A 19159-nucleotide genomic window follows, 5' to 3' on the forward strand; every position below is an offset into this window, starting at 1 on the left:
TAGCCTGTATAAAACTTTCATGTTTCCAATGAAAAGTCAATGGGAATAAACGTTCTTGGTGACTGTTGAGCAACAGAAACTTTCATAAAAGAAAAGGGGAAGCCTCAGTTGTATGCTCCCCCAATAGAACTTTGTATAGCGGATAATTTTTCTTGCCACCATCTCCATCCCTAAGGAATAATACTTCCCTTTTCAACCTGAAACCTAATCTTATCATTCAATGGAACTGCTTCTTTACCTTCTTGCTCCTCCAACCTATCCGGATACAGAATCCCATACAAATGGTCTACCTCATGTTGAAAAATAACAGCAGTAAATCCTTCAATATTTTCTTCAACGACATTACCCTTCCTATCCACATATTGCAAACGAATGGCATAGCTACGTTGAACATCCTCTTTGCGATCCGGAATTGAAAGGCAGCCCTCAGCACCGATGCGAATCAGTTTCGAACGCCAGATAATCTTTGGATTGATATAAAACTCAAAAGGTTCATCGGCTTTATCGAAGCGCTGCACCCAAATAACGTTCTTATTGATTCCTACCTGCGGACCTGCGATTCCCACCCCTGTATGCTGCGGATCTTGCACCGTTTTAAACATTCGTGAAGCCAATTTATCGACGAGAGGATCATCAAATTTCAAATCTTCCGATGGTTTTCTCAATACCGCCAATTCCTTCTCGTCGGTAATCAGATAAACATGCATTAGCGTAGTATCATCAGCAGAATTGATGATCTTTCGCTCCGTGTTGTTAAAGTTTTTTGCCGCTGATATATTCACTTTTCTCTCGTTTTTAGGGCCTTTGTATTTTTTTTCACCAGCTTCGATAGCTAGGGATAAGATATTATCCTTTGGTGGCTGTGGGCACCTATAACCATTGCTATATGCGCAATAGGGGTTGTAGGCCTTGTTAAAATCTATGGTTAATTCGTTATTTTTAATCTCTTTGATACTTAAATCCAAGTATCGCCCTCCCTCATAGCTGCTAACACCATTCGTGTTGTCCATAAAAGGAACAAATAAATGATCCCTGTAGGCTTCCGTCTGAAATAATGCAACACTTTGATAGGCTGTCAGGGTATACTTAGCTCCTAATAAATCAAAATGTAATAAAGCATAGCGCTTATACTCGTTCGATGTGCCGTCATAGGTTGGCATTCGGAATGTTGGCTCATCGGGGAGTAATTCAACCTCTGCCTGCACGCGATACTGTGGGTTTGCAGGGTAGTAATCTAAATAAGATAGCTGATCTGCTTTCAACGGTCCATATTCATTTTTTAAATAGGCTGCGTCTTTTTCCTTCCTATATGTTGCTATTTCTTGCACATGATTTTGTGCAAAAATTAACGAAGGAACGAAGATGAGTAGCAGGAAAACGATTCTTTGCATAGTTTATTATTAATCTCTATCAAATGTATAGATTTTTAAGAAACATTGAATAAGAATACTTACAAACTTTAATCGTACTTTTGTGGAAAACAATGCCCATGAGATTGATGGCTTTCGATTACGGGACGAAACGTATCGGCATCGCCGTTTCTGATTCTTTACAGATTATCGCTACAGCACTCGATACAGTGCATCCTGAGGAAATCTGGACCTTCCTCCAAAAATACTTAGCAACCGAACAAGTGGAAACATTTGTAGTAGGAAAACCTATGCGGCTGGACGGAAGCCCTTCGCAATCAGCACAGCATGTCGTTGGATTTATGCGTAAGTTAAAGAAGACTTATCCAAGCATTCCTGTGGTGGAAGTTGATGAACGCTTTACCTCGAAGATTGCCTCTCAAGCCATCGCCCAATCGGGACTGAAAAAACAAAAACGCCAAGAGAAAAGTTTGGTCGATACGGTATCCGCCACGCTTATTCTTCAAACTTATATGGACAGCAAAGCATTCTAACAATGGCTCTTAAGGATATACATTTTTTTTCAGAAGACATCGCATTTACCTTAAAAGAAAAGCAAAAGGTGCGTGAATGGATCTACCAAACGATCAAAAATGAAGATTTTATTCGCGTAGCAGAACTCAATTTCATTTTCTGTTCTGACGAATATTTACTGACAATCAATAAGCAATATTTGGATCATGATACCTATACCGATATCGTGACCTTCGATTCTTCTGAAGAGGAAGATATCATTGCCGGCGATATCTTTATCTCTATCGATCGTATTCGTGAAAATGCCGAGAAGTTTGCTGTTGCAGAACGCGACGAACTTCATCGCGTTATTATCCACGGCGTTTTGCACTTGTGTGGATACTACGATAAGAAAAAAGATGATAAAGCACTAATGACGCAAAAAGAAGATCAATATCTCAAAGCGAGATCCTTTTAAGATTACCTTTTGTCCATAAGTAAGTATGACTAGCATCGATGACCAATATTACCTTTAATAATCAAAGCTTTTTCGAGGGCTTGGAGGTTTGATCGCTCAAGGAGAAGTCTGTACAGTTCCTATTGAACGGACGTAGCATGCGACCTTTTATTCTTGATGGATGTAAAATAACCGTGGGCCCCATGAAATTCGAAGACGCGAAGATGGGTGATGTGGTTCTCGCGCGCTGGCGAAGCGGCTGGATATTACGGCGTGTTCTATTTAAGAATAAGCGTTGAGGGAGACCATCATTTTCCGCTCAAAATTGGTTGCAACTTCAAGATAGTCTCCCCTTCAAACCCTAACTCTTCTTTATCTCCGGCTTCAAGTCCGTCAGCGACCCAATCTGAATCGGTTTTCCTGCTTCGATACTTTTTCTAGCAGCCACACCGATGAGCACCGACAAAACGCCATCCCTCAGATTAGCTCTGTGGTCGTAAGGATCTTCAGCCGACTTCTTTAAAAACAAATCTTCCTGCAAACGGCGGTCGCCACCGCCATGGCCACTACGCTCGCTAGAAACCGTAACGACCTCATATTTTTCCCAGTTTCTGAACAAAATAAGTTGTGATTGCGTAGTGTCACTTTTCGCCTGTTGCATCTCTGCAGCGTGCAATTCCTCCTGGCTTAAACTCTCTCCGTTGATAAAAGGAATATCTAGCCAGGCATCAATTCTACCTTTCTGCCCATTGAATGCAATTCGCCAACCTTCATATGGAGAATAGGTGGTTAGAGAGTAATTAGCGATTACGCCATTTTTGTATTTGATCTGTGCGGACATCTTATCGTAAATATCGATTTCATTTCTATACACGCAGCCATCTCGAAGATAGCCATCATAATTTTCGTTCGCTACATATAGATTCATTGCTTGTTTATCCTTCGTAATGTCCCAATAATAAGCGCAGTCTTTTTTATGATCACACGAGCGACAGTTCTTTCCACGGAATGGACCATTTTTACCATAATGCTCTAAAGCACCATATGCAAAAACCTCTTCCGGTTCTGCCGATAACCACCAGTTCAGCAAATCAAAGTGGTGTGTTGCTTTGTGGATCCATAAGGAGCCACCTTTATTCATCAATCCGTGCCAGCGGCGGAAATAAGAAGCGCCATGATGAGTATTCAAGTACCAGTTAAAATCCACAGAAGTGACCTCGCCAATCGCGCCTTCTGAAATAAGCTGTTTAATCTTGGTCATGTAAGGGCTCCATCGGTAATTGAAACCGACAATCACATTCTTCCCATATTTTTTCTCCGCATCAATGATTGCTTGTGCCTTTACTTCATCGATAGTTAATGGTTTTTCCGTTAAAACATCACAATAAGCCAAACCTTTGATGATAAGTTCATGATGAGAGGCATCGGTCGTACAGACCATGATTAAATCTGGCTTTGTTTTACGCAGCATCTCGTCATAATTTACAAAAGTCGGACAAGATACCCCCATATACTCCTTCGCATACTTTAGACGCCCTGGATTGATGTCGCTTAAACCGACAAATTCGAGCGTTTCAGGAAACTGCTCAACCAATCGACGTCCCCAGAATGTAATTCCACGAATCCCAGTACCAACGAGTACGACGCGAAGTTTTCGATTTAATCCAAAAGCATCAGTAGGAAGGTTGACCATCGTCCCTATGCTCAGTAGCGATAAGGTCTTTAAAAATGTTTTTCTTGAAATACTATCCATGATAAATTGTTTTTCATTAGTAAATGCTGTAAAAACACAGAAGCGATTTTACTTTGGTTTAGCTGGTTTTTCGAAGGCAAAACAATCGACGGAATCTATCGAAATTAAAATTCCTACGGAGCTACAGATACAAATCATAGCCCATGTTCGACCAAGAATAAATTGACAAGTTTATAATTTTATACGAGCAAGGATAAGCCTCGCTCTTTTATAACAATCTACGAAAATCAAGGGTTACTAAGATTAAAAATCTACGCAAACGATGCCGGTATTTTTTCAAGGAATGTTGGAGTAAATCCATGTAATTCGATTTTAAATCGCGAGTTGTTGCAATCGGGATATTCAAATCTATGAAAGCCTGTGCTGGTAAAAAACTAACCTGATTAAGCGAAATTCCAATCTGCTAGCGAAGGATTCCGCTTCATTGCTTTTCCAATGCTGTTTGTATTAAAATTCTTATCTTGCGAAGTCACTGTGAAAAAAATGCCGTTTAAACCACTAACTTCCCTGGAAAAGGAACGCATTGCGCAATATAGAGATGAGATGGTTTTTAAATCTTATTTCCTTAGGAACTACAAAGTTCTTGAGCGGTATGCCTTTGGTTTTCTAAAAGACTACGCACTCGCTCAGGACGTCTGTTCGGAAGTGATGTGGAAGATGTGGCATTTAGGAAGCGACCTCATGCATGTCTCTTCCGTGGAAGGCTACCTCCTACGGATGGTGAAAAACAGATGTCTCAATTTATTACGATTAAATCAACCTGTTTATCTTCTTCCCGACGATTTCGCGGAAATGAACATAGAGTTCCCGGATCCCGAGCGCCTAATGATGGAAAGTGAAGGGGTTAAAGAAATACAACAGGCCATTGACGCACTGCCTCAGAAAACAAAGCAAGCTTTTCTTCTCGTTAAAGAAGAGTCTCGTAGCTACCAAGAAACAGCGGAAATAATGAACATCTCCAAGAATACCGTCGATCGACATATTCAGATCGCACTCGCAAAAATCTGGCAATCCCTAAAAAATAGATAGTTTTTTATCGCTTAGTATCAGTCTTTTATTTTCTTTTCTCGGAATTTCCAATAAGCGATTGGTGATTTTATCGACCTCATGTGTCTATGTGAGTGAAGACCAAAAGTATGAATCACACGGACGAAGAATTTCTTAGTTTATTGAATTTAGCACTCGCTAACAAACTGTCAGCCGATCAGCAGATCAGGTTGCAAGAGTTGCTATTGCAAGATCCCGACCGCGTGATACTATACGAGTACCTACTATCGGAAGAAGAGACGGAGCAGGGCAGATTGGAGTTAGAAGTACTTTATGAGAAGTCCAGACCTAATGATATCCCTGGTAGCGTAGCATCAAATCCAACAGAACCAATAGCGCGCATCTTCCCTTGGAAGAAATTCTTGCAGGCGGCCGCTGCGGTATTGCTGATTTTTTCAGTGTTCTATCTATATAATACCAAAGAAAATCCAGCAGTCGATGGCGATTGGATGGAATTGACGACTCACAAAGGCGAACGTAAATACTTTAAGCTAGTCGACGGAACGGAGGTTTGGCTCAATAGTGATAGTAAGTTGATGTTGAAGCAGGGCTATGGGAAAGAACATCGCAACTTACAGCTGTTGGGTGAGGGTTACTTCTCGGTGGCGAAGAATACGGCGCTGCCGATGAAAGTAAAAGTGGGCGAAGTCGATGTGAATGTCGTAGGAACTATTTTCAACCTACAGGCCTATCCGGATCAAGGACAAGTTGTGACTTCCTTGATAGAAGGAAAAGTAAAACTAACCTTGAACGAAAGCAAAGGCAGCAAGGACTTCGTAATGAAACCCGGCGACAGGATAGAGATTGCTCGTAAGGAAGTCAATGGAAAGGTGAGTTTGGCTCTGGCAGATACAACCGCTATTCAGCATACTGTCGCTTTCCGCAACGTCGAGAAAAAAGACAATAAAGCATTAGATGCACTTTGGACCGAGAATAAATTGGTGTTCAAAGCAGATCGCTTGGCGGAAGTTGTAAAAAGGCTTGAACGCTGGTACGACGTGACCATTATCGTAGAAAATGATCAATTAAAAGAACAAGCCTTCACAGGAGTTTTTGAGGAACCAACCTGTCAGCAAGTCTTGTCAATACTTCAAAAAACTAATAAAAACCTTAATTATACGATGAAAGGAGAGACCATAATTATCAAATAAAAGATAGAAGATAAACACAAAAAAGGGTATCCCTTTGGAAAAGGAATACCCAAACGATTTAACCATGAGCATCTCGCCCTAGGAAAGTTGGATGCTCAAATCTGATTAATTAAAAACTAAATTTATGAAAAAAAAATCACATGAACTAAGTCGTGTGCCCATTCCTTATTATGTTAAGTGGCTCTTGATGGTCAAATTTATCCTGATTTTTATGTTAGCTTTTGCTGCCCACAGCATGGCTAGCGAATCCAAAGCACAGAACAAAGTTTCCATGCAATTTAAAGATGTGAAACTCAAAAATCTGCTCAACTCAATCGAAGAGCAGACCGCAGTATCATTCATCTACAACGACAATGCTATTCGCGATATCCGGATCGCAGATATCCGCGTTGAAAAGAAAGATTGGCGCGAGCTTTTGCGTCCAATACTGAAGGCGCAGAACTTCCAAATGACCTTAGTAGGAACGAACCGCGTCTTGATTGAAAAGAATAATGAACAATCCAATATAGCTTCAGGGACTGTTAAAGATCAACATGGAAACCCGCTCGTGGCCGTGTCTGTCAAGCAAAAAGGGACCGAACGTTCCACAAGCACGAACAGCGATGGTCAGTTCTCGTTAGAAACAGAGGGGAATAGCCCGGTCTTGATCTTTAGTTACGTTAGTTTCTTGAGCCAAGAAATACCATTCACCGGACAACCGATGCAGGTAACCCTCGCTGAGGATCTTGCCCAGTTGGAAGAGGTTGTTGTGGTAGGTTATGGTACGCAAAAGCGTGTTAATTTAACCGGTTCCGTAGCAACGATATCTGGCGACCAGATTGCAAATCGACCAGTGGTCAATGCGACACAAAGTTTGCAGGGAACCATGCCTGGTCTGAATGTAAGTGTTAATGGTGCAACAAAGCCCGGACAATCTTTCAAACTGAACGTACGTGGTACAGGGAACTTAAGCGGTTCGGATCAGCCTTATGTGTTGGTAGATGGAATGGAGATGTCGCTGGCTGATGTCAATCCTAACGATATAGAAAATATCTCCGTACTCAAAGATGCATCTGCTTCAGCAATCTATGGTTCTCGCGCGGCATACGGTGTTATCTTAGTAACAACGAAAAAAGGTGCATCAGGTAGAAAGCAAATCAACTTCAGCTCGAATACAGGTTTCACTTCACCGGTAAATCTACCGGATATGGTCAATTCTGTAGACTTTGCAAATTATTTCAATGCAGCAACTTTCAACGCATTGGGCACGAAGCAATATTCCGAAGAGAAGATTGCCCTTTTGCAGCAATATATCGATAACCCTGGCTCGGTTTCGATATTCCCGGAAGTAAATTCCAACAATTACGGCAGCTGGGAGAACAGTGCAAATGGGGTAGCGAATACAGATTGGTTTAATTTTCATTATAAACCCTATGCGCTTCGCCAGAACTATACCATGAACCTAAGTGGTGGAAATGATGGAACACAATTCTACGTTTCCGGAGGTGTTTACCAAGAGGATGGTGCATTGCGTTATGCGGATATAGACTACAAACGCTATAACGTCAATGTGTCTGTAAATTCACAATTAGCCGATTTTATCAAGCTAAAAAGCAATGTGAAGTACACGCACAATCAGAATCAATCGCCGTTGGCAGGTTATGAGGGCTTATTCTTTCACAACCTTGCCCGTATGCGTCCAAACGTATCGCCATATGATTTCTATGGTAATTTTACTGAGCAATCCTTCGTTCCCTATCTGCAATCCGGCTCACAAGATAAAAGCAATAATGCGGCCCTTGTTATCCTTGGTGGTTTAGAAATAACACCGGCAAAGGACTGGAAAATATTCGCGGATCTCAACTTCAGCAAGCGCAATTTTGAAGGCTCGACTTTAAAAATCCCTGGTACAATTTATGGCGTTGATGGTACGCCGATTACCATGAACCGTTCGGAATTTAATATTCCGCTAGCGGGTAGCTTCGCTCGTACCATGTATGAGCAAACCTATATTACGCCGAATATCTATACCAACTATAAAGTCGCTGTAGATAAACATCAATTTGATTTAACGGCGGGTTTTCAACAGGAATACAACCAATACAAAGAGCTTGGCACTTCAGCGACGGAGCTGATCAGTTTCGATCGTCCGGGAACAGACCTGGCGACAGGCACCAAAGCTTCTTCCGAAGTAAGGAACCACTGGGCAACAAGAGGTTTCTTCGCTCGTATCAACTATAATTTCAACAGCAAGTTCCTTTTAGAACTTAACGGACGCTACGACGGGTCTTCGCGCTTTGCGAGCGACCAGCGATGGGGATTCTTCCCATCTGTGTCCGCAGCGTATAATATCAGCGAGGAGCAATTTGTGAAGAACAGCTTGCCTTGGCTGAACCAGTTGAAGCTACGCGGATCTTATGGTAATTTAGGAAATCAAGCGGGTGCAAATATGTACGCCTACCTAGAGAACATGAATATCGTTGTTCCTGGATTGGGAACCGGCGGCCGCTACTATTTTGGCGACGAGCGCGAAAGTTATATTCAAGCGCCAGGTGCTTTCAACCCGTTGATTACTTGGGAGAAAGTCCAAAGCACGAACGTCGGAATAGATTACGCGATGTTAGAAAACCGTCTATCTGGAACATTAGAGTGGTATCAACGCAATACCAAAGATATGTTAGGGCCATCTCGCGATGTAGCAGATATGTATGGTGCGACACCACCACAGTCGAATAATGCAGATTTGAGAACCCGCGGATGGGAACTATCCATCAAATGGAAAGACAATATCTCGGAAGACTTAAGCTATGATCTAGGTTTAATGTTGACCGACTACCGTTCAGTTGTAACTCGCTACCAAAACCCTACGCGTTTTAATCCGGCGGGAGCTTGGTACGAAGGTAAGAATGTAGGTGAGATATGGGGATTTACAGCAAATAGCCTGTTGAAAACTGCCGAAGAAGCCGCTAATTACAATGCAACATTGAATAGATCTTATCTTTCTGCACGTGATTGGGTGGCTGGCGATGTAAAATATGAAGACATCAACGGCGATGGCAAGATCGATATCGGTGCAAATAGAGTAGGAGATTCGGGTGATTACAGCATTATCGGAAACAGCAGCGCACGATATAACTTTAGCCTTTCTGGAGGCGTTAATTGGAAAAATTGGAGCCTGAGCATGTTATGGCAAGGTGTTGGAAAACAAGACTTCCTGCCTGCTGCCTTAGACGCTTACTTCTGGGGGTCTGGTTCCTTGGCACAGGTTACTGTTTTTAAAGAGCATTTAGATTACTTCAGCGAAAGCAATCCTGACGCATACTATCCGAATCCTTATGCTTCCCCTGTTGGTGCTATTGCTTCTTATACCAATAAAACACAATCCCCTGCCAGCCGATATATCCAAAATGCTTCTTACATCCGTTTGAAGAACCTGACGCTGCAATATACGTTCAACAGAGAATGGACACAGCGTATGAAGATAAATCGATTGACGGTATTTGGCACGGGTGACAACTTGCTGACCTTCACAAAGCTCGCTGGAATGTTCGATCCTGAAACATTGGTTGGCGGACAAGGAACGGGTAAGTTATATCCGTTGAGCAAGGTGTATTCTTTTGGTGTAAACATCACATTTTAAGGCTATTTCTCATGAAAAAACATCATTATCTATATTTTTTATTAGTATTCTTTACAACTGGTTGTAGTAAAGATTTCTTAAATCGACTGCCACAAGATCAACTTTCCACGAGTGGAAGCTTGGCTACAGTCAACGAATTACGACTGTATATGAATCAGTTTTATGAGCAACTTCCAAACCATCCAAATTTTACAGGAGGTGAGGGCATTGCTTATGACGATGCGCGTACGGACAACATGATCTTTACCACCGTCAACCCTCGGTTGAACGGACAGCTGACCATTTCTAATGCAACAGCATTGACCGAGTATAATCAGATCCGCGGATTGAACTTCTTTTTGAATCAAGCCAAACAAGCTAAGGGGAATGCGGCAGACATCAACCAATATTTGGGGGAAGCCTACTTCTTTAGAGCCTGGTTTTATTTTTCATTAGTAAAAAAATATGGTGATGTAAGCTGGGTCAATACCTTACTAAATTCCGAGGATGAATCGACCTTTTTACAGCGCCATAGCCGTTTGGTGGTCGTTGACTCCATTTTGCAGGATCTTGATCGCGCAAGTGAACTCCTTGCTATTCAAAACAACAACAATAGCATGCGTGTACACCGAGATGTGGCTTTCGCAATGACTTCTCGTGTTGCTTTGTACGAAGGAACATGGCAAAAATATCATCAAGCAAAAGGGACTGGATTCGCTTCAAGCGCTGTCACCGCACAGAAAATTAATGCATATTTAACGCAAGCACGCGATGCTGCGAAGAAAGTAATCGATGCTGGGCGCTGGCAGATTTCATCGACAGGAAACCCGTTAGCAGATTACAAGAATATATTCAACAATACAGATCTGCGAGGAAATAAAGAAGTCCTTTTATTCCGCCGATATAATCCGGCAGAGAATATCGGGCATGGAGTTTCTAAGTATTTATCGACTGGTGGTGGGGATATTGGCTTGACGCTAAGCTTGGTAGATGATTACTTAACGCGAGATGGGAAGCCTTTTGTAGGAGCTGCTCGCGAGCAAGCACAAAAGACCTACGGACAGGAATTGCAACCGACGCTACGCGATCCTCGATTATTTCAGACTGCTGGTGTTTCCGGGCAACCATTGCGACCAGGTGGCGTCGTGCCTCCTTTTCCGCCCATCAATCAGAGTGGCTTCAATAGAAATACGACAGGATATCCGATGTATAAGTATATCGAATACGATAATATCGCTGCAACCACTGATGATGGCATGAGTGCCGCACCGGTTATTTATTTCCGCTACGCCGAGGTACTTCTAAACTATGCTGAAGCGATGATCGAATTAGCCGGCGACGTTAGTTTAGCGACGCAGGCATTGACTCCGTTGAGAACACGTGTCGGTATGCCGGCCGTGAATATCGAGCTAGAGTATAATACGCAAGCTGACTATGCATTCCGCAACTTGTCGAAAGCCCTGCAGGCTGTACGTCGCGAACGCCGAGTAGAGATGGTCGCTGAAGGTACGCGTTTAGACGATATCATGCGCTGGGCCGCTGCGGATGTGCTATTGGTTGGAAAAAGACCTTTGGGAGCGCTTTTCGTAGGAAGCGATTTGGCTGCGCAAAACACAGCAACCGGTTTCTACAATGATGCCTTGCTTTATTTCGATACCGCTCCTGCCGGTAAAAGTGTAAACTTCTTCCTGAGCGGACAGCCTAATGACGCTAAGCGATATATAGACCCGTATAAGCAAGTTATGCCGAACGGCTATGGATTTAAAGTGAATAGAGATTATCTATTGCCAATTCAACAAAGAATGTTGGAGTTGACAAATGGAAAGTGGAAACAGAACCCTAATTGGTAAACGATTAAAATTAATATAATGCAATTTATTCGACATACATCTTATTTTCTGATGGTATTGCTTTTTGCCATCTTCTTCTCTTCTTGTGAGAAGGATCAGCATGTGAAACCTCAACCCGGACCATTTGATGTTACTCATGAAATTCCGGCAAGTATTCCCGCAAATGGCGGCTCTTATTCGCTTACCATCGATGCAACAACAAATGGATGGTGGATTGAAGCAGGAGCAGACGCTTCTTGGATCAGTATCAATCGCAAATATGGTTCTGCAAAAGTAACGCAGCAAGTAGTGGTTGCTAGCAATACGACTACCGCTGCGCGCGAAGCAACGGTGCTTATCAAATCAACCAACGGAGAAACCGTTAATTTAGTTTTTAAACAACAAAAATAAGTCGATATGAGGATAGTGTTCTTTATCATGTATATGGCTTGTGCAATAGCTGCTTTAGGACAGCAAAAGAAGCCCAATATAGTCATTATCATTTCTGATGACCATTCCTATCAAACCATCGGAGCCTACGGTTCACAGCTCGCGAAAACGCCTCAAATCGACAGGCTAGCAAAAGATGGTGCGGTATTTACGAACGCATATGTCAATAACTCGATATGTGGTCCTTCTAGGGCCACATTATTGACCGGAAAATACAGTCATAAAAATGGGTTCAAGGATAATGAAACCTCTGTATTTGATTTCTCACAAAACCTCTTTGTGAAGGAATTGCAACAGGTTGGCTATCATACTTCCTGGATTGGGAAAATTCATTTGGGTGAGGAGCTTCAAGGTTTTGATTATTATGATATACTCATCGGTCAAGGACACTATTTCAATCCTGATTTTGTTTCAAAACAAGGAAAAAAACGAGAGGAAGGCTATGTATCTGATTTAGTAACCGATAAAGCGTTGAATTGGTTAGATACGATCGATCAACAAAATCCGTTCTGTTTGATCATTGGACATAAAGCGACACATAGAACCTGGATGCCGGATCCGAAAGATTTCGGAACTTATGACAATCAAAATATTCCGGTTCCTACAACCTTCTATGATAACTACCAGAGCCGAAAAGCTGCGGAAGTTCAGGAAATGTCGATTGACAAGGACATGCGCATGGGATACGATCTCAAGATGTTCAACTCGGTGGAGGAGATGATGGCTGATGGTAATTTCAAAAGGATGAACGCTGCACAGCGAGAGGCCTACATCAAGTATTATCGTCCTATCTTTGAGGATTACAAAAACCGTAATTTGCAAGGTAAGCAGCTCGCAGAGTGGAAATATAAACGCTATATGATCGATTATCTGAACACAGCGCAGTCTATGGATCGCAATATTGGTCGTGTTTTAGATTATCTGAAGAAGAACAAATTAGAAGAGAATACGATTGTCATTTATCTTTCCGATCAAGGATTTTACATGGGTGAACATGGATGGTTCGATAAGCGTTTCATGTATGAAGAGTCTTTCAAAACGCCAATGATTATGCGTATGCCGGGGCTTATTCCGGCAACTTCAAAGATTGAAGCTAATGTAGTGAACGCCGATATAGCGCCAACCCTTTTAGAACTAGCGGGTGTTGCCAAACCTGCAGATATGCAGGGAAAATCATTCGCTGGGGTGCTCCCAAAGACGGATAAAAAACATCGTGAGGATGTTTTCTACCATTACTTTGAAAATGGAGAACATGCGGTGTCGCCACACTTCGGCGTGAAGTCAGGACGGTATAAGCTGATCCGATTCTATAAACGTGTAGAGGCATGGGAACTTTTCGATTTAGAAAAAGACCCGCAGGAGCTAAAGAACCTGGTATCAGATCCTTCCTATCAAAGCACTTTGAAGAAAATGAAGAAAAAGCTATTGAAGCAAATAAAAGCATTTGATGATGCGCAAGCAGAAGAGATCTTCCATCAGAAACTGAAATAGGGCACAGAAGTTTTCGGAAAGCTTAAAGCTAGCGATCCCCAATTGCGCAACCATCACATGGGAGCGCAATTGGGGATTCTTATTTGGCCTTTCTTTAATTTTTTCAAGAAGTCTATCAAGATTTTTACTTACGGTAATATTTCAGCTTTTAATGGTATTATTTATCTTGCTGAAATGAAATCTACCTTTCTTTTTTTAGCACTTGCTATCACCGGCATAGGCTTTTCTTATGCACAACAGTTAGAATCGGCCCTCTTATATTACGGTCAAACAAAGTTCGACAATAGCCGATTTGGAATTTATCATGAGGCGCAACTTCGAGATTTTCAATTCGGTGGAGATCATAATCAGACTTTAATCCGAGTAGGAGGGCAATACCAAATTAAACCCTTTCTAACCGCAGTATTAGGTTATGGTTTTATTTACTCAGAATTGAAAGGAGCTCCGAACGCCCCTTTCAACGAACATCGCATCTTTCAAGATTTCGTGCTCACGCATGCTATAAAATCCACCCGGATCCGCCATCGCCTGCGCCTGGAAGAACGCTTTATAGAAGATCGTGATTTTTATGGACGAGCTCGTTATTGTCTATTTGCAGACATTCCGCTCAGCGAAAAGAAGTTCAACGCAGGCGGTACCTATTTAGCATTATACGAGGAGGTATTTATCAACGCTTTCCAGCCCGAACCCTTGAAAACGTTCGACAGGAATCGTATTTACGCCGCAGTAGGCTATAAGGTGAAAGATAATTTAGGAATTCAGCTGGGAAGTATGTTGCAGCATGTGGGCTCAAATAAAGGGACCTTTCAGATGCAACTTTCCTTTCACCATGTGATTAACGTGAAGTAAACCATTGCATCCTGATAACAAAGACAGACCAAAGATGTATTATCTCCGATATAATGCCAATACACCCCCCCAATCATAACCGTCTCGAAAGGGTTATGATTGGGGTTTGTATTAAGTTTGAAAGGGCTTTGAGCCGAAGGAGTTACGACCTTAATAGGTCTACCTCCTGAACGATAATCCAATATCAGTGCTTAATCTTCAACCACTTCGTTGGTTTGTGCTAGGCGTTGCGATCCTGCGTTCGCAGGGCAAGCAATATCGTCTGTGGCATCATAAATCAATTCTTTTCCCGCATTTCTTTCAATGGTCTCCGCCGGCACATAAATTTGCGTTTTCGTACGGCTGTATCCGCTTGGGAAATAACGGATGTAATAACCATCTGGGTGGTAGGTCCAAATGCCGCTCGGCGTATCTTCTCTTACCGGAGCCATGCCCGCTAGAATTGCATATTGCTCAAACTCTGCATAAGAATAGTTTCCGGATGAAACTAGGTTTCTAATCTGGTTCTCGGCCTCAAATACCGCCTGCAGTTCTTTTGGTAATTTATTCTTTGCTTCTTGAACAACGTCAAAGGGTAGGATACCTAGGGCTCCGCCCTCCAATTGCAATAGCTGCTTTGGGCTCAATAATTTTAAAGCCGTCACCTTTACCGGGCCAGAATAATCACTGAACTTTGTGCGAGCGATGATGGTCCATAATAGCATCTGTATATCGCTTTGTTTCACCTCAGGGTGCTTTTCTGCGCTCTTTAAGATAGCGATTACTAGCTCCTTTTTCTTGCCCAAAGTTGGTGCATACATATAGCCATCACCCGAAGATGGGGCATAGGTGCCGGCCTTTAGGCAATAACTCTTGTTGGTGATTTCATAATGTCCCGCAGCTAACACATAGCCAGCGTCAGTTTTTTTCGGAAGGGAGGTTAATGCTTTATAAGTCGCATCATTTTGAAAGTCAGGCATCTCTTGGCCTTGACGGTTGACATCCTCGAAATTCGTGCTGATTGCTTCCGGTGCTTTAAACATTTTATCGAGTCCAAGCATCTTTGCTCCCTTGGCACCCGTTGCTTTCGCAGCTTTGTCCAATAGACCTCCAAATTGCGCATGACTGGCAATCGGTAGAAAGATCAGAAGAACGAATAATGAGGGCAGTGCAGATAATTGTTTTGTTTTCATTTTGTGTGCGGTTTTCCGTTTAGTCGTAGTTAATACCAAATATATTCATTTTTTTAAAAATGAAACTGCTTCGCGCGTTTGCGAATCCTTGATATCATATATAGTTTAACAGTTTTTCTAACTTACAGGTGGAGAAACCTCGCTGACGCTATGGTAACAGGGGTAGGGTTGAAAGATTTGTATGTTGCTTAAAAACAGGTGTATATAAATAAAAAAGGGAGCAAAGCTCCCTTTTACTATAATATTTTAATGCAGGTTAAAACTTCTCGAATTGGTTGAAGAAGAAGTTTCCTTCGATTTCTGCGTTTTCGTCAGAGTCTGAACCGTGAACCGCATTCGCATCGATAGATTTCGCATATTTATTACGGATGGTACCTTCAGCAGCTTTTGCTGGATCGGTAGCACCGATTAATGTACGGAAATCTTCAACAGCGTTTTCTTTTTCTAAGATAGCAGCCACGATAGGACCTGAAGTCATGAAGCTTACCAAATCGCCGTAAAAAGGACGCTCCTTGTGAACTGCGTAGAAGTTACCCGCAGAAGTTTCTGTCAAGTGAATGTATTTCATTGCTACGATTTTGAAACCGCCAGCAATAATGTCATTTAAGATAGCACCAATGTGACCATTTGCAACTGCATCTGGTTTAATCATTGTGAATGTTCTGTTTGTAGCCATTTTACTCTAAAAATTTTTTGCAAAGTTACGCTTTCCCTACAATAAATAAACAGGAATGCTGTTAAATGTCCCGCTTTTTTTCTTGGAGTGTCTGTTTTTAAAGCGGATTGCTATGGATCAAGAGAGAGGCATATCCTCAACCCTAAGTAGGAATCTAAATATTCAAAGACTGATTTGATGCTTTTTACCGGTCTAAAACTCGGTTTTAACGTATTTTGGCAAGTTATTTGTTTAAACAGCGGAAACTTTGATACACAAAGTTAATAAATCACAAACACTTTATTAGATATGAAAAAAATCATTTTGCCTATTTTAATGTCATTCGGATTCCTTTTTGCATTTACCGGGGTACAGGCACAAACGCCTTATCGTACTGCATTAGGCTTAGGTATTGACGCTGGAGATGGACAAACGTTGTTTGGTCCGCAAATCAAACACAGTTTTGGAGGTTATAATGCCGGTAATGCACAACTATTGTTCGGTGATCATATCACGGTTTTGGGCGTTGATTATTCTTACAATCAGCGTATATCGGGTGCTAGGGGCCTATCATGGTATATTGGCGTTGGTCCACAATTATCGTTCATCGATCATGGAAAATGGGATGATGATTGGTTTGACGATGATGATCGTTGGGATGAAGACAATCACGTAGACGTGGCGATCCGCCCGGCAGTAGGTTTGGAATTCAGAATTCCTTCAACACCATTAGCCATGCATTTTGACTGGAAACCTTGGTGGAATCTATCGCATAGTTCACATTTTGAACCAGGAAGATTTTCATTAGGATTCAAGTTTGTGCTGAAGTAGACAATAGAATTATAGTTCAGGATATTGTTTAGTAGACGCTAAACCGTAACTTTGTAGTATGTCGAAGAACCTGCAAGTGACCATAGATAAAGATTCCGGCTTTTGTTTCGGAGTTGTGTATGCCATTGATATGGCTGAAGAGATTCTTGATGAAGAGGGCTATCTTTATTGTTTGGGAGATATTGTGCACAATGATGAGGAAGTCGCTAGGCTAAAAGCCAAGGGACTTCGCATTATTTCGCATGATGACTTGCAGACCCTTCAAAATGAAAAGGTGCTGATCCGTGCTCACGGAGAGGCGCCTGAAACCTATCGAATCGCCCTTGAAAACAATATTACGCTGATTGATGCGTCATGCCCGGTGGTGTTGAAACTTCAAAACCGTATCAAAACATCGCATGATGACGAGGAGAAAATCCTGATCTTTGGAAAGCACGGACATGCCGAAGTGATCGGCTTGCAAGGGCAGACGAACAATGAGGCTATTGTATTTCAGGATATTGACGAGCTCGATAATGTGGAATTACCGGCTAAATTCACCTTATATAGCCAGACAACCAAGTCGGTTGATCGCTTTTATCAGATCAAAGATGAGCTGTTGCGTCGCGGCTATGAGGTGAAAGCAAATGATACCATCTGTCGCCAGGTTTCGAATCGTTATGAGGATCTTGGAAATTTTGCTGGACAATACGATAAGATCATCTTTGTATCAGGTAAAAAATCATCAAACGGTAAAGTCTTGTTTGAAGTTTGTAAACAAGTCAATCCGGAAACCCACTTTATTTCCGATCCGGCAGAACTGGAAAGCAGTTTATTTGCTGAGAATGAAACCGTAGGGATCTGTGGAGCCACATCGACTCCGATGTGGTTGATGAAGAAAGTAAAAGAGACTATTGAGTCTTATTAATCGTCATCTTATTTTAAAATTCTATAGCAGAGCCTCTTTTGCTATAATTAATAATTATTTTTGCTCTTCATATGAGGAATAAAGCTAAAAAGGGGGTGCTGCTAGTGCAACTGGGGACGCCTGACTCACCTGCTAAAAGTGATGTTAAACGTTATTTAACACAGTTTTTGATGGATCCGCGTGTTATGGATATTCCCTATATCTCCAGAACACTGTTGGTCAAAGGTATTATTGTTCCAAAGCGATCCGGCAATTCTGCTGCGACCTATTCTAGTATTTGGGATAATGAGGCAGGTTCACCCTTAATGACGTACAGCCTATACCAGCAAAAGAAACTACAGGAAGTATTAGGCGATGAATATCATGTCGAATTGGCGATGCGGTATCAGAACCCTTCGATAGACAATGCACTAGCGAAAATGGAGGCCATGCTGCTTGAGTCAATAACCGTTATTCCTTTATTTCCACAGTATGCCTCAGCAACAACCGGCTCTGTTATTGATAAAGTAATGGAGATTATGCGTACGTGGCAATTTATTCCGAAGATAAACTTCGTCAGCAGCTATTACGATGATCCTTTAATGATTGAGGTAATAGCAGAGCATGCTTTAAAGCATGATTTGGCATCCTTTGACCATTTTTTATTTAGTTATCATGGTCTTCCAGTTCGTCAATTGGGCAAGGTACATGCAAGTGGCGATGTGAAATGTCCAGACTTTGGTTGTGATCATTGTAAGAAAGAGGCAAATCCATATTGCTACTTGTCGCACTGTTATGCAACAACGAGGGCGATTACAGAGAGATTAAACCTACCAAAAGATAAGTTCACTGTTTGCTTCCAATCTCGCTTGGGTAAGACGCCTTGGATTCAACCATACACGTCTGATACCCTTCACAAATTAGCGGAGAGCGGGGCAAAACGTATTTTAGTATTCAGTCCTGCATTCGTTGCTGATTGTATCGAGACGATCGACGAGATTCAGGTTGAATATGCTAACGAGTTTAAAGCATTGGGTGGAGAAGAAGTGCATATGGTAGAAAGCTTGAACAGAAATCCGAAATGGATTGAAACGCTGCGCAGGTTGGTGTTAGCAAATAATAATTAAA

At 42.0% G+C, this 19159-nt stretch carries 16 protein-coding genes; 12 read left to right on the top strand and 4 right to left on the bottom strand.

Annotation, left to right across the window (positions count from 1 at the left end):
- Nucleotides 1-170 precede the first annotated feature (170 nt).
- Nucleotides 171-1391 (bottom strand): peptide deformylase, encoded by a 1221-nt coding sequence (gene def, locus B2400_RS08065; RefSeq protein WP_293932459.1) that lies wholly within the window; start codon nucleotides 1389-1391, stop codon nucleotides 171-173.
- A 98-nt stretch (nucleotides 1392-1489) separates the two neighbouring features.
- Here def and ruvX point away from each other — a divergent pair, with 98 nt between their 5' ends.
- Nucleotides 1490-1903 (top strand): Holliday junction resolvase RuvX, encoded by a 414-nt coding sequence (gene ruvX / locus B2400_RS08070; protein ID WP_293932759.1) that lies wholly within the window; start codon nucleotides 1490-1492, stop codon nucleotides 1901-1903.
- A gap of 2 nt (nucleotides 1904-1905) precedes the next feature.
- On the top strand, nucleotides 1906-2340 hold the full coding sequence (gene ybeY / locus B2400_RS08075) for an rRNA maturation RNase YbeY (protein ID WP_286650086.1): 435 nt from the start codon (nucleotides 1906-1908) through the stop codon (nucleotides 2338-2340).
- Between the two features lie 340 nt (nucleotides 2341-2680).
- Here the strand turns inward: ybeY and B2400_RS08080 are convergent, their stop codons facing one another.
- Nucleotides 2681-4072 (bottom strand): Gfo/Idh/MocA family oxidoreductase, encoded by a 1392-nt coding sequence (locus B2400_RS08080; protein ID WP_293932461.1) that lies wholly within the window; start codon nucleotides 4070-4072, stop codon nucleotides 2681-2683.
- 483 nt (nucleotides 4073-4555) lie between these two features.
- On the opposite strand from B2400_RS08080, the gene B2400_RS08085 reads away from it, so the two are divergent.
- The 7 genes from B2400_RS08085 to B2400_RS08115 all read left to right on the top strand — a co-directional run bounded on the left by B2400_RS08085 (nucleotide 4556) and on the right by B2400_RS08115 (nucleotide 14487).
- Nucleotides 4556-5101 (top strand): RNA polymerase sigma factor, encoded by a 546-nt coding sequence (locus B2400_RS08085; RefSeq protein ID WP_293932463.1) that lies wholly within the window; start codon nucleotides 4556-4558, stop codon nucleotides 5099-5101.
- Between the two features lie 107 nt (nucleotides 5102-5208).
- Nucleotides 5209-6270, top strand: a complete 1062-nt coding sequence (locus B2400_RS08090) for a FecR family protein (protein ID WP_293932465.1) — start codon at nucleotides 5209-5211, stop codon at nucleotides 6268-6270.
- A gap of 124 nt (nucleotides 6271-6394) precedes the next feature.
- Nucleotides 6395-9889: a SusC/RagA family TonB-linked outer membrane protein gene (locus B2400_RS08095; protein ID WP_293932467.1), complete on the top strand. Its 3495-nt coding sequence runs from the start codon at nucleotides 6395-6397 to the stop codon at nucleotides 9887-9889.
- Nucleotides 9890-9900: 11 nt separating this feature from the next.
- Entirely contained in the window at nucleotides 9901-11718 is a 1818-nt protein-coding gene (locus B2400_RS08100; protein WP_293932469.1) for a RagB/SusD family nutrient uptake outer membrane protein, read from the top strand.
- Between the two features lie 18 nt (nucleotides 11719-11736).
- Nucleotides 11737-12108, top strand: a complete 372-nt coding sequence (locus B2400_RS08105) for a BACON domain-containing protein (protein ID WP_293932471.1) — start codon at nucleotides 11737-11739, stop codon at nucleotides 12106-12108.
- A 6-nt stretch (nucleotides 12109-12114) separates the two neighbouring features.
- Nucleotides 12115-13638 carry a sulfatase family protein gene (locus B2400_RS08110; protein ID WP_293932473.1) on the top strand — a complete coding sequence of 508 codons (1524 nt, stop codon included), beginning with the start codon at nucleotides 12115-12117 and terminating at the stop codon, nucleotides 13636-13638.
- A gap of 57 nt (nucleotides 13639-13695) precedes the next feature.
- A complete protein-coding gene (locus tag B2400_RS08115) occupies nucleotides 13696-14487 on the top strand; it encodes a DUF2490 domain-containing protein (protein WP_293932475.1) in 792 nt (263 codons plus the stop codon).
- A 191-nt stretch (nucleotides 14488-14678) separates the two neighbouring features.
- Here the strand turns inward: B2400_RS08115 and B2400_RS08120 are convergent, their stop codons facing one another.
- Nucleotides 14679-15659 (bottom strand): hypothetical protein, encoded by a 981-nt coding sequence (locus tag B2400_RS08120; protein ID WP_293932477.1) that lies wholly within the window; start codon nucleotides 15657-15659, stop codon nucleotides 14679-14681.
- 256 nt (nucleotides 15660-15915) lie between these two features.
- Nucleotides 15916-16335 (bottom strand): nucleoside-diphosphate kinase, encoded by a 420-nt coding sequence (locus B2400_RS08125; RefSeq protein WP_149524526.1) that lies wholly within the window; start codon nucleotides 16333-16335, stop codon nucleotides 15916-15918.
- A gap of 288 nt (nucleotides 16336-16623) precedes the next feature.
- On the opposite strand from B2400_RS08125, the gene B2400_RS08130 reads away from it, so the two are divergent.
- The 3 genes from B2400_RS08130 to hemH all read left to right on the top strand — a co-directional run bounded on the left by B2400_RS08130 (nucleotide 16624) and on the right by hemH (nucleotide 19158).
- Nucleotides 16624-17145, top strand: a complete 522-nt coding sequence (locus B2400_RS08130) for a hypothetical protein (RefSeq protein WP_293932480.1) — start codon at nucleotides 16624-16626, stop codon at nucleotides 17143-17145.
- A gap of 58 nt (nucleotides 17146-17203) precedes the next feature.
- The gene (locus tag B2400_RS08135) at nucleotides 17204-18052 is read left to right on the top strand and encodes a 4-hydroxy-3-methylbut-2-enyl diphosphate reductase (protein ID WP_260040904.1); all 849 of its coding nucleotides are present in this window, start codon (nucleotides 17204-17206) and stop codon (nucleotides 18050-18052) included.
- A 71-nt stretch (nucleotides 18053-18123) separates the two neighbouring features.
- A complete protein-coding gene (gene hemH, locus B2400_RS08140) occupies nucleotides 18124-19158 on the top strand; it encodes a ferrochelatase (RefSeq protein WP_293932482.1) in 1035 nt (344 codons plus the stop codon).
- Nucleotide 19159: the final 1 nt, after the last annotated feature.

The organism is Sphingobacterium sp. UBA6645 (assembly GCF_002455685.1).
Taxonomy (GTDB): Bacteria; Bacteroidota; Bacteroidia; order Sphingobacteriales; family Sphingobacteriaceae; genus Sphingobacterium; species Sphingobacterium hotanense.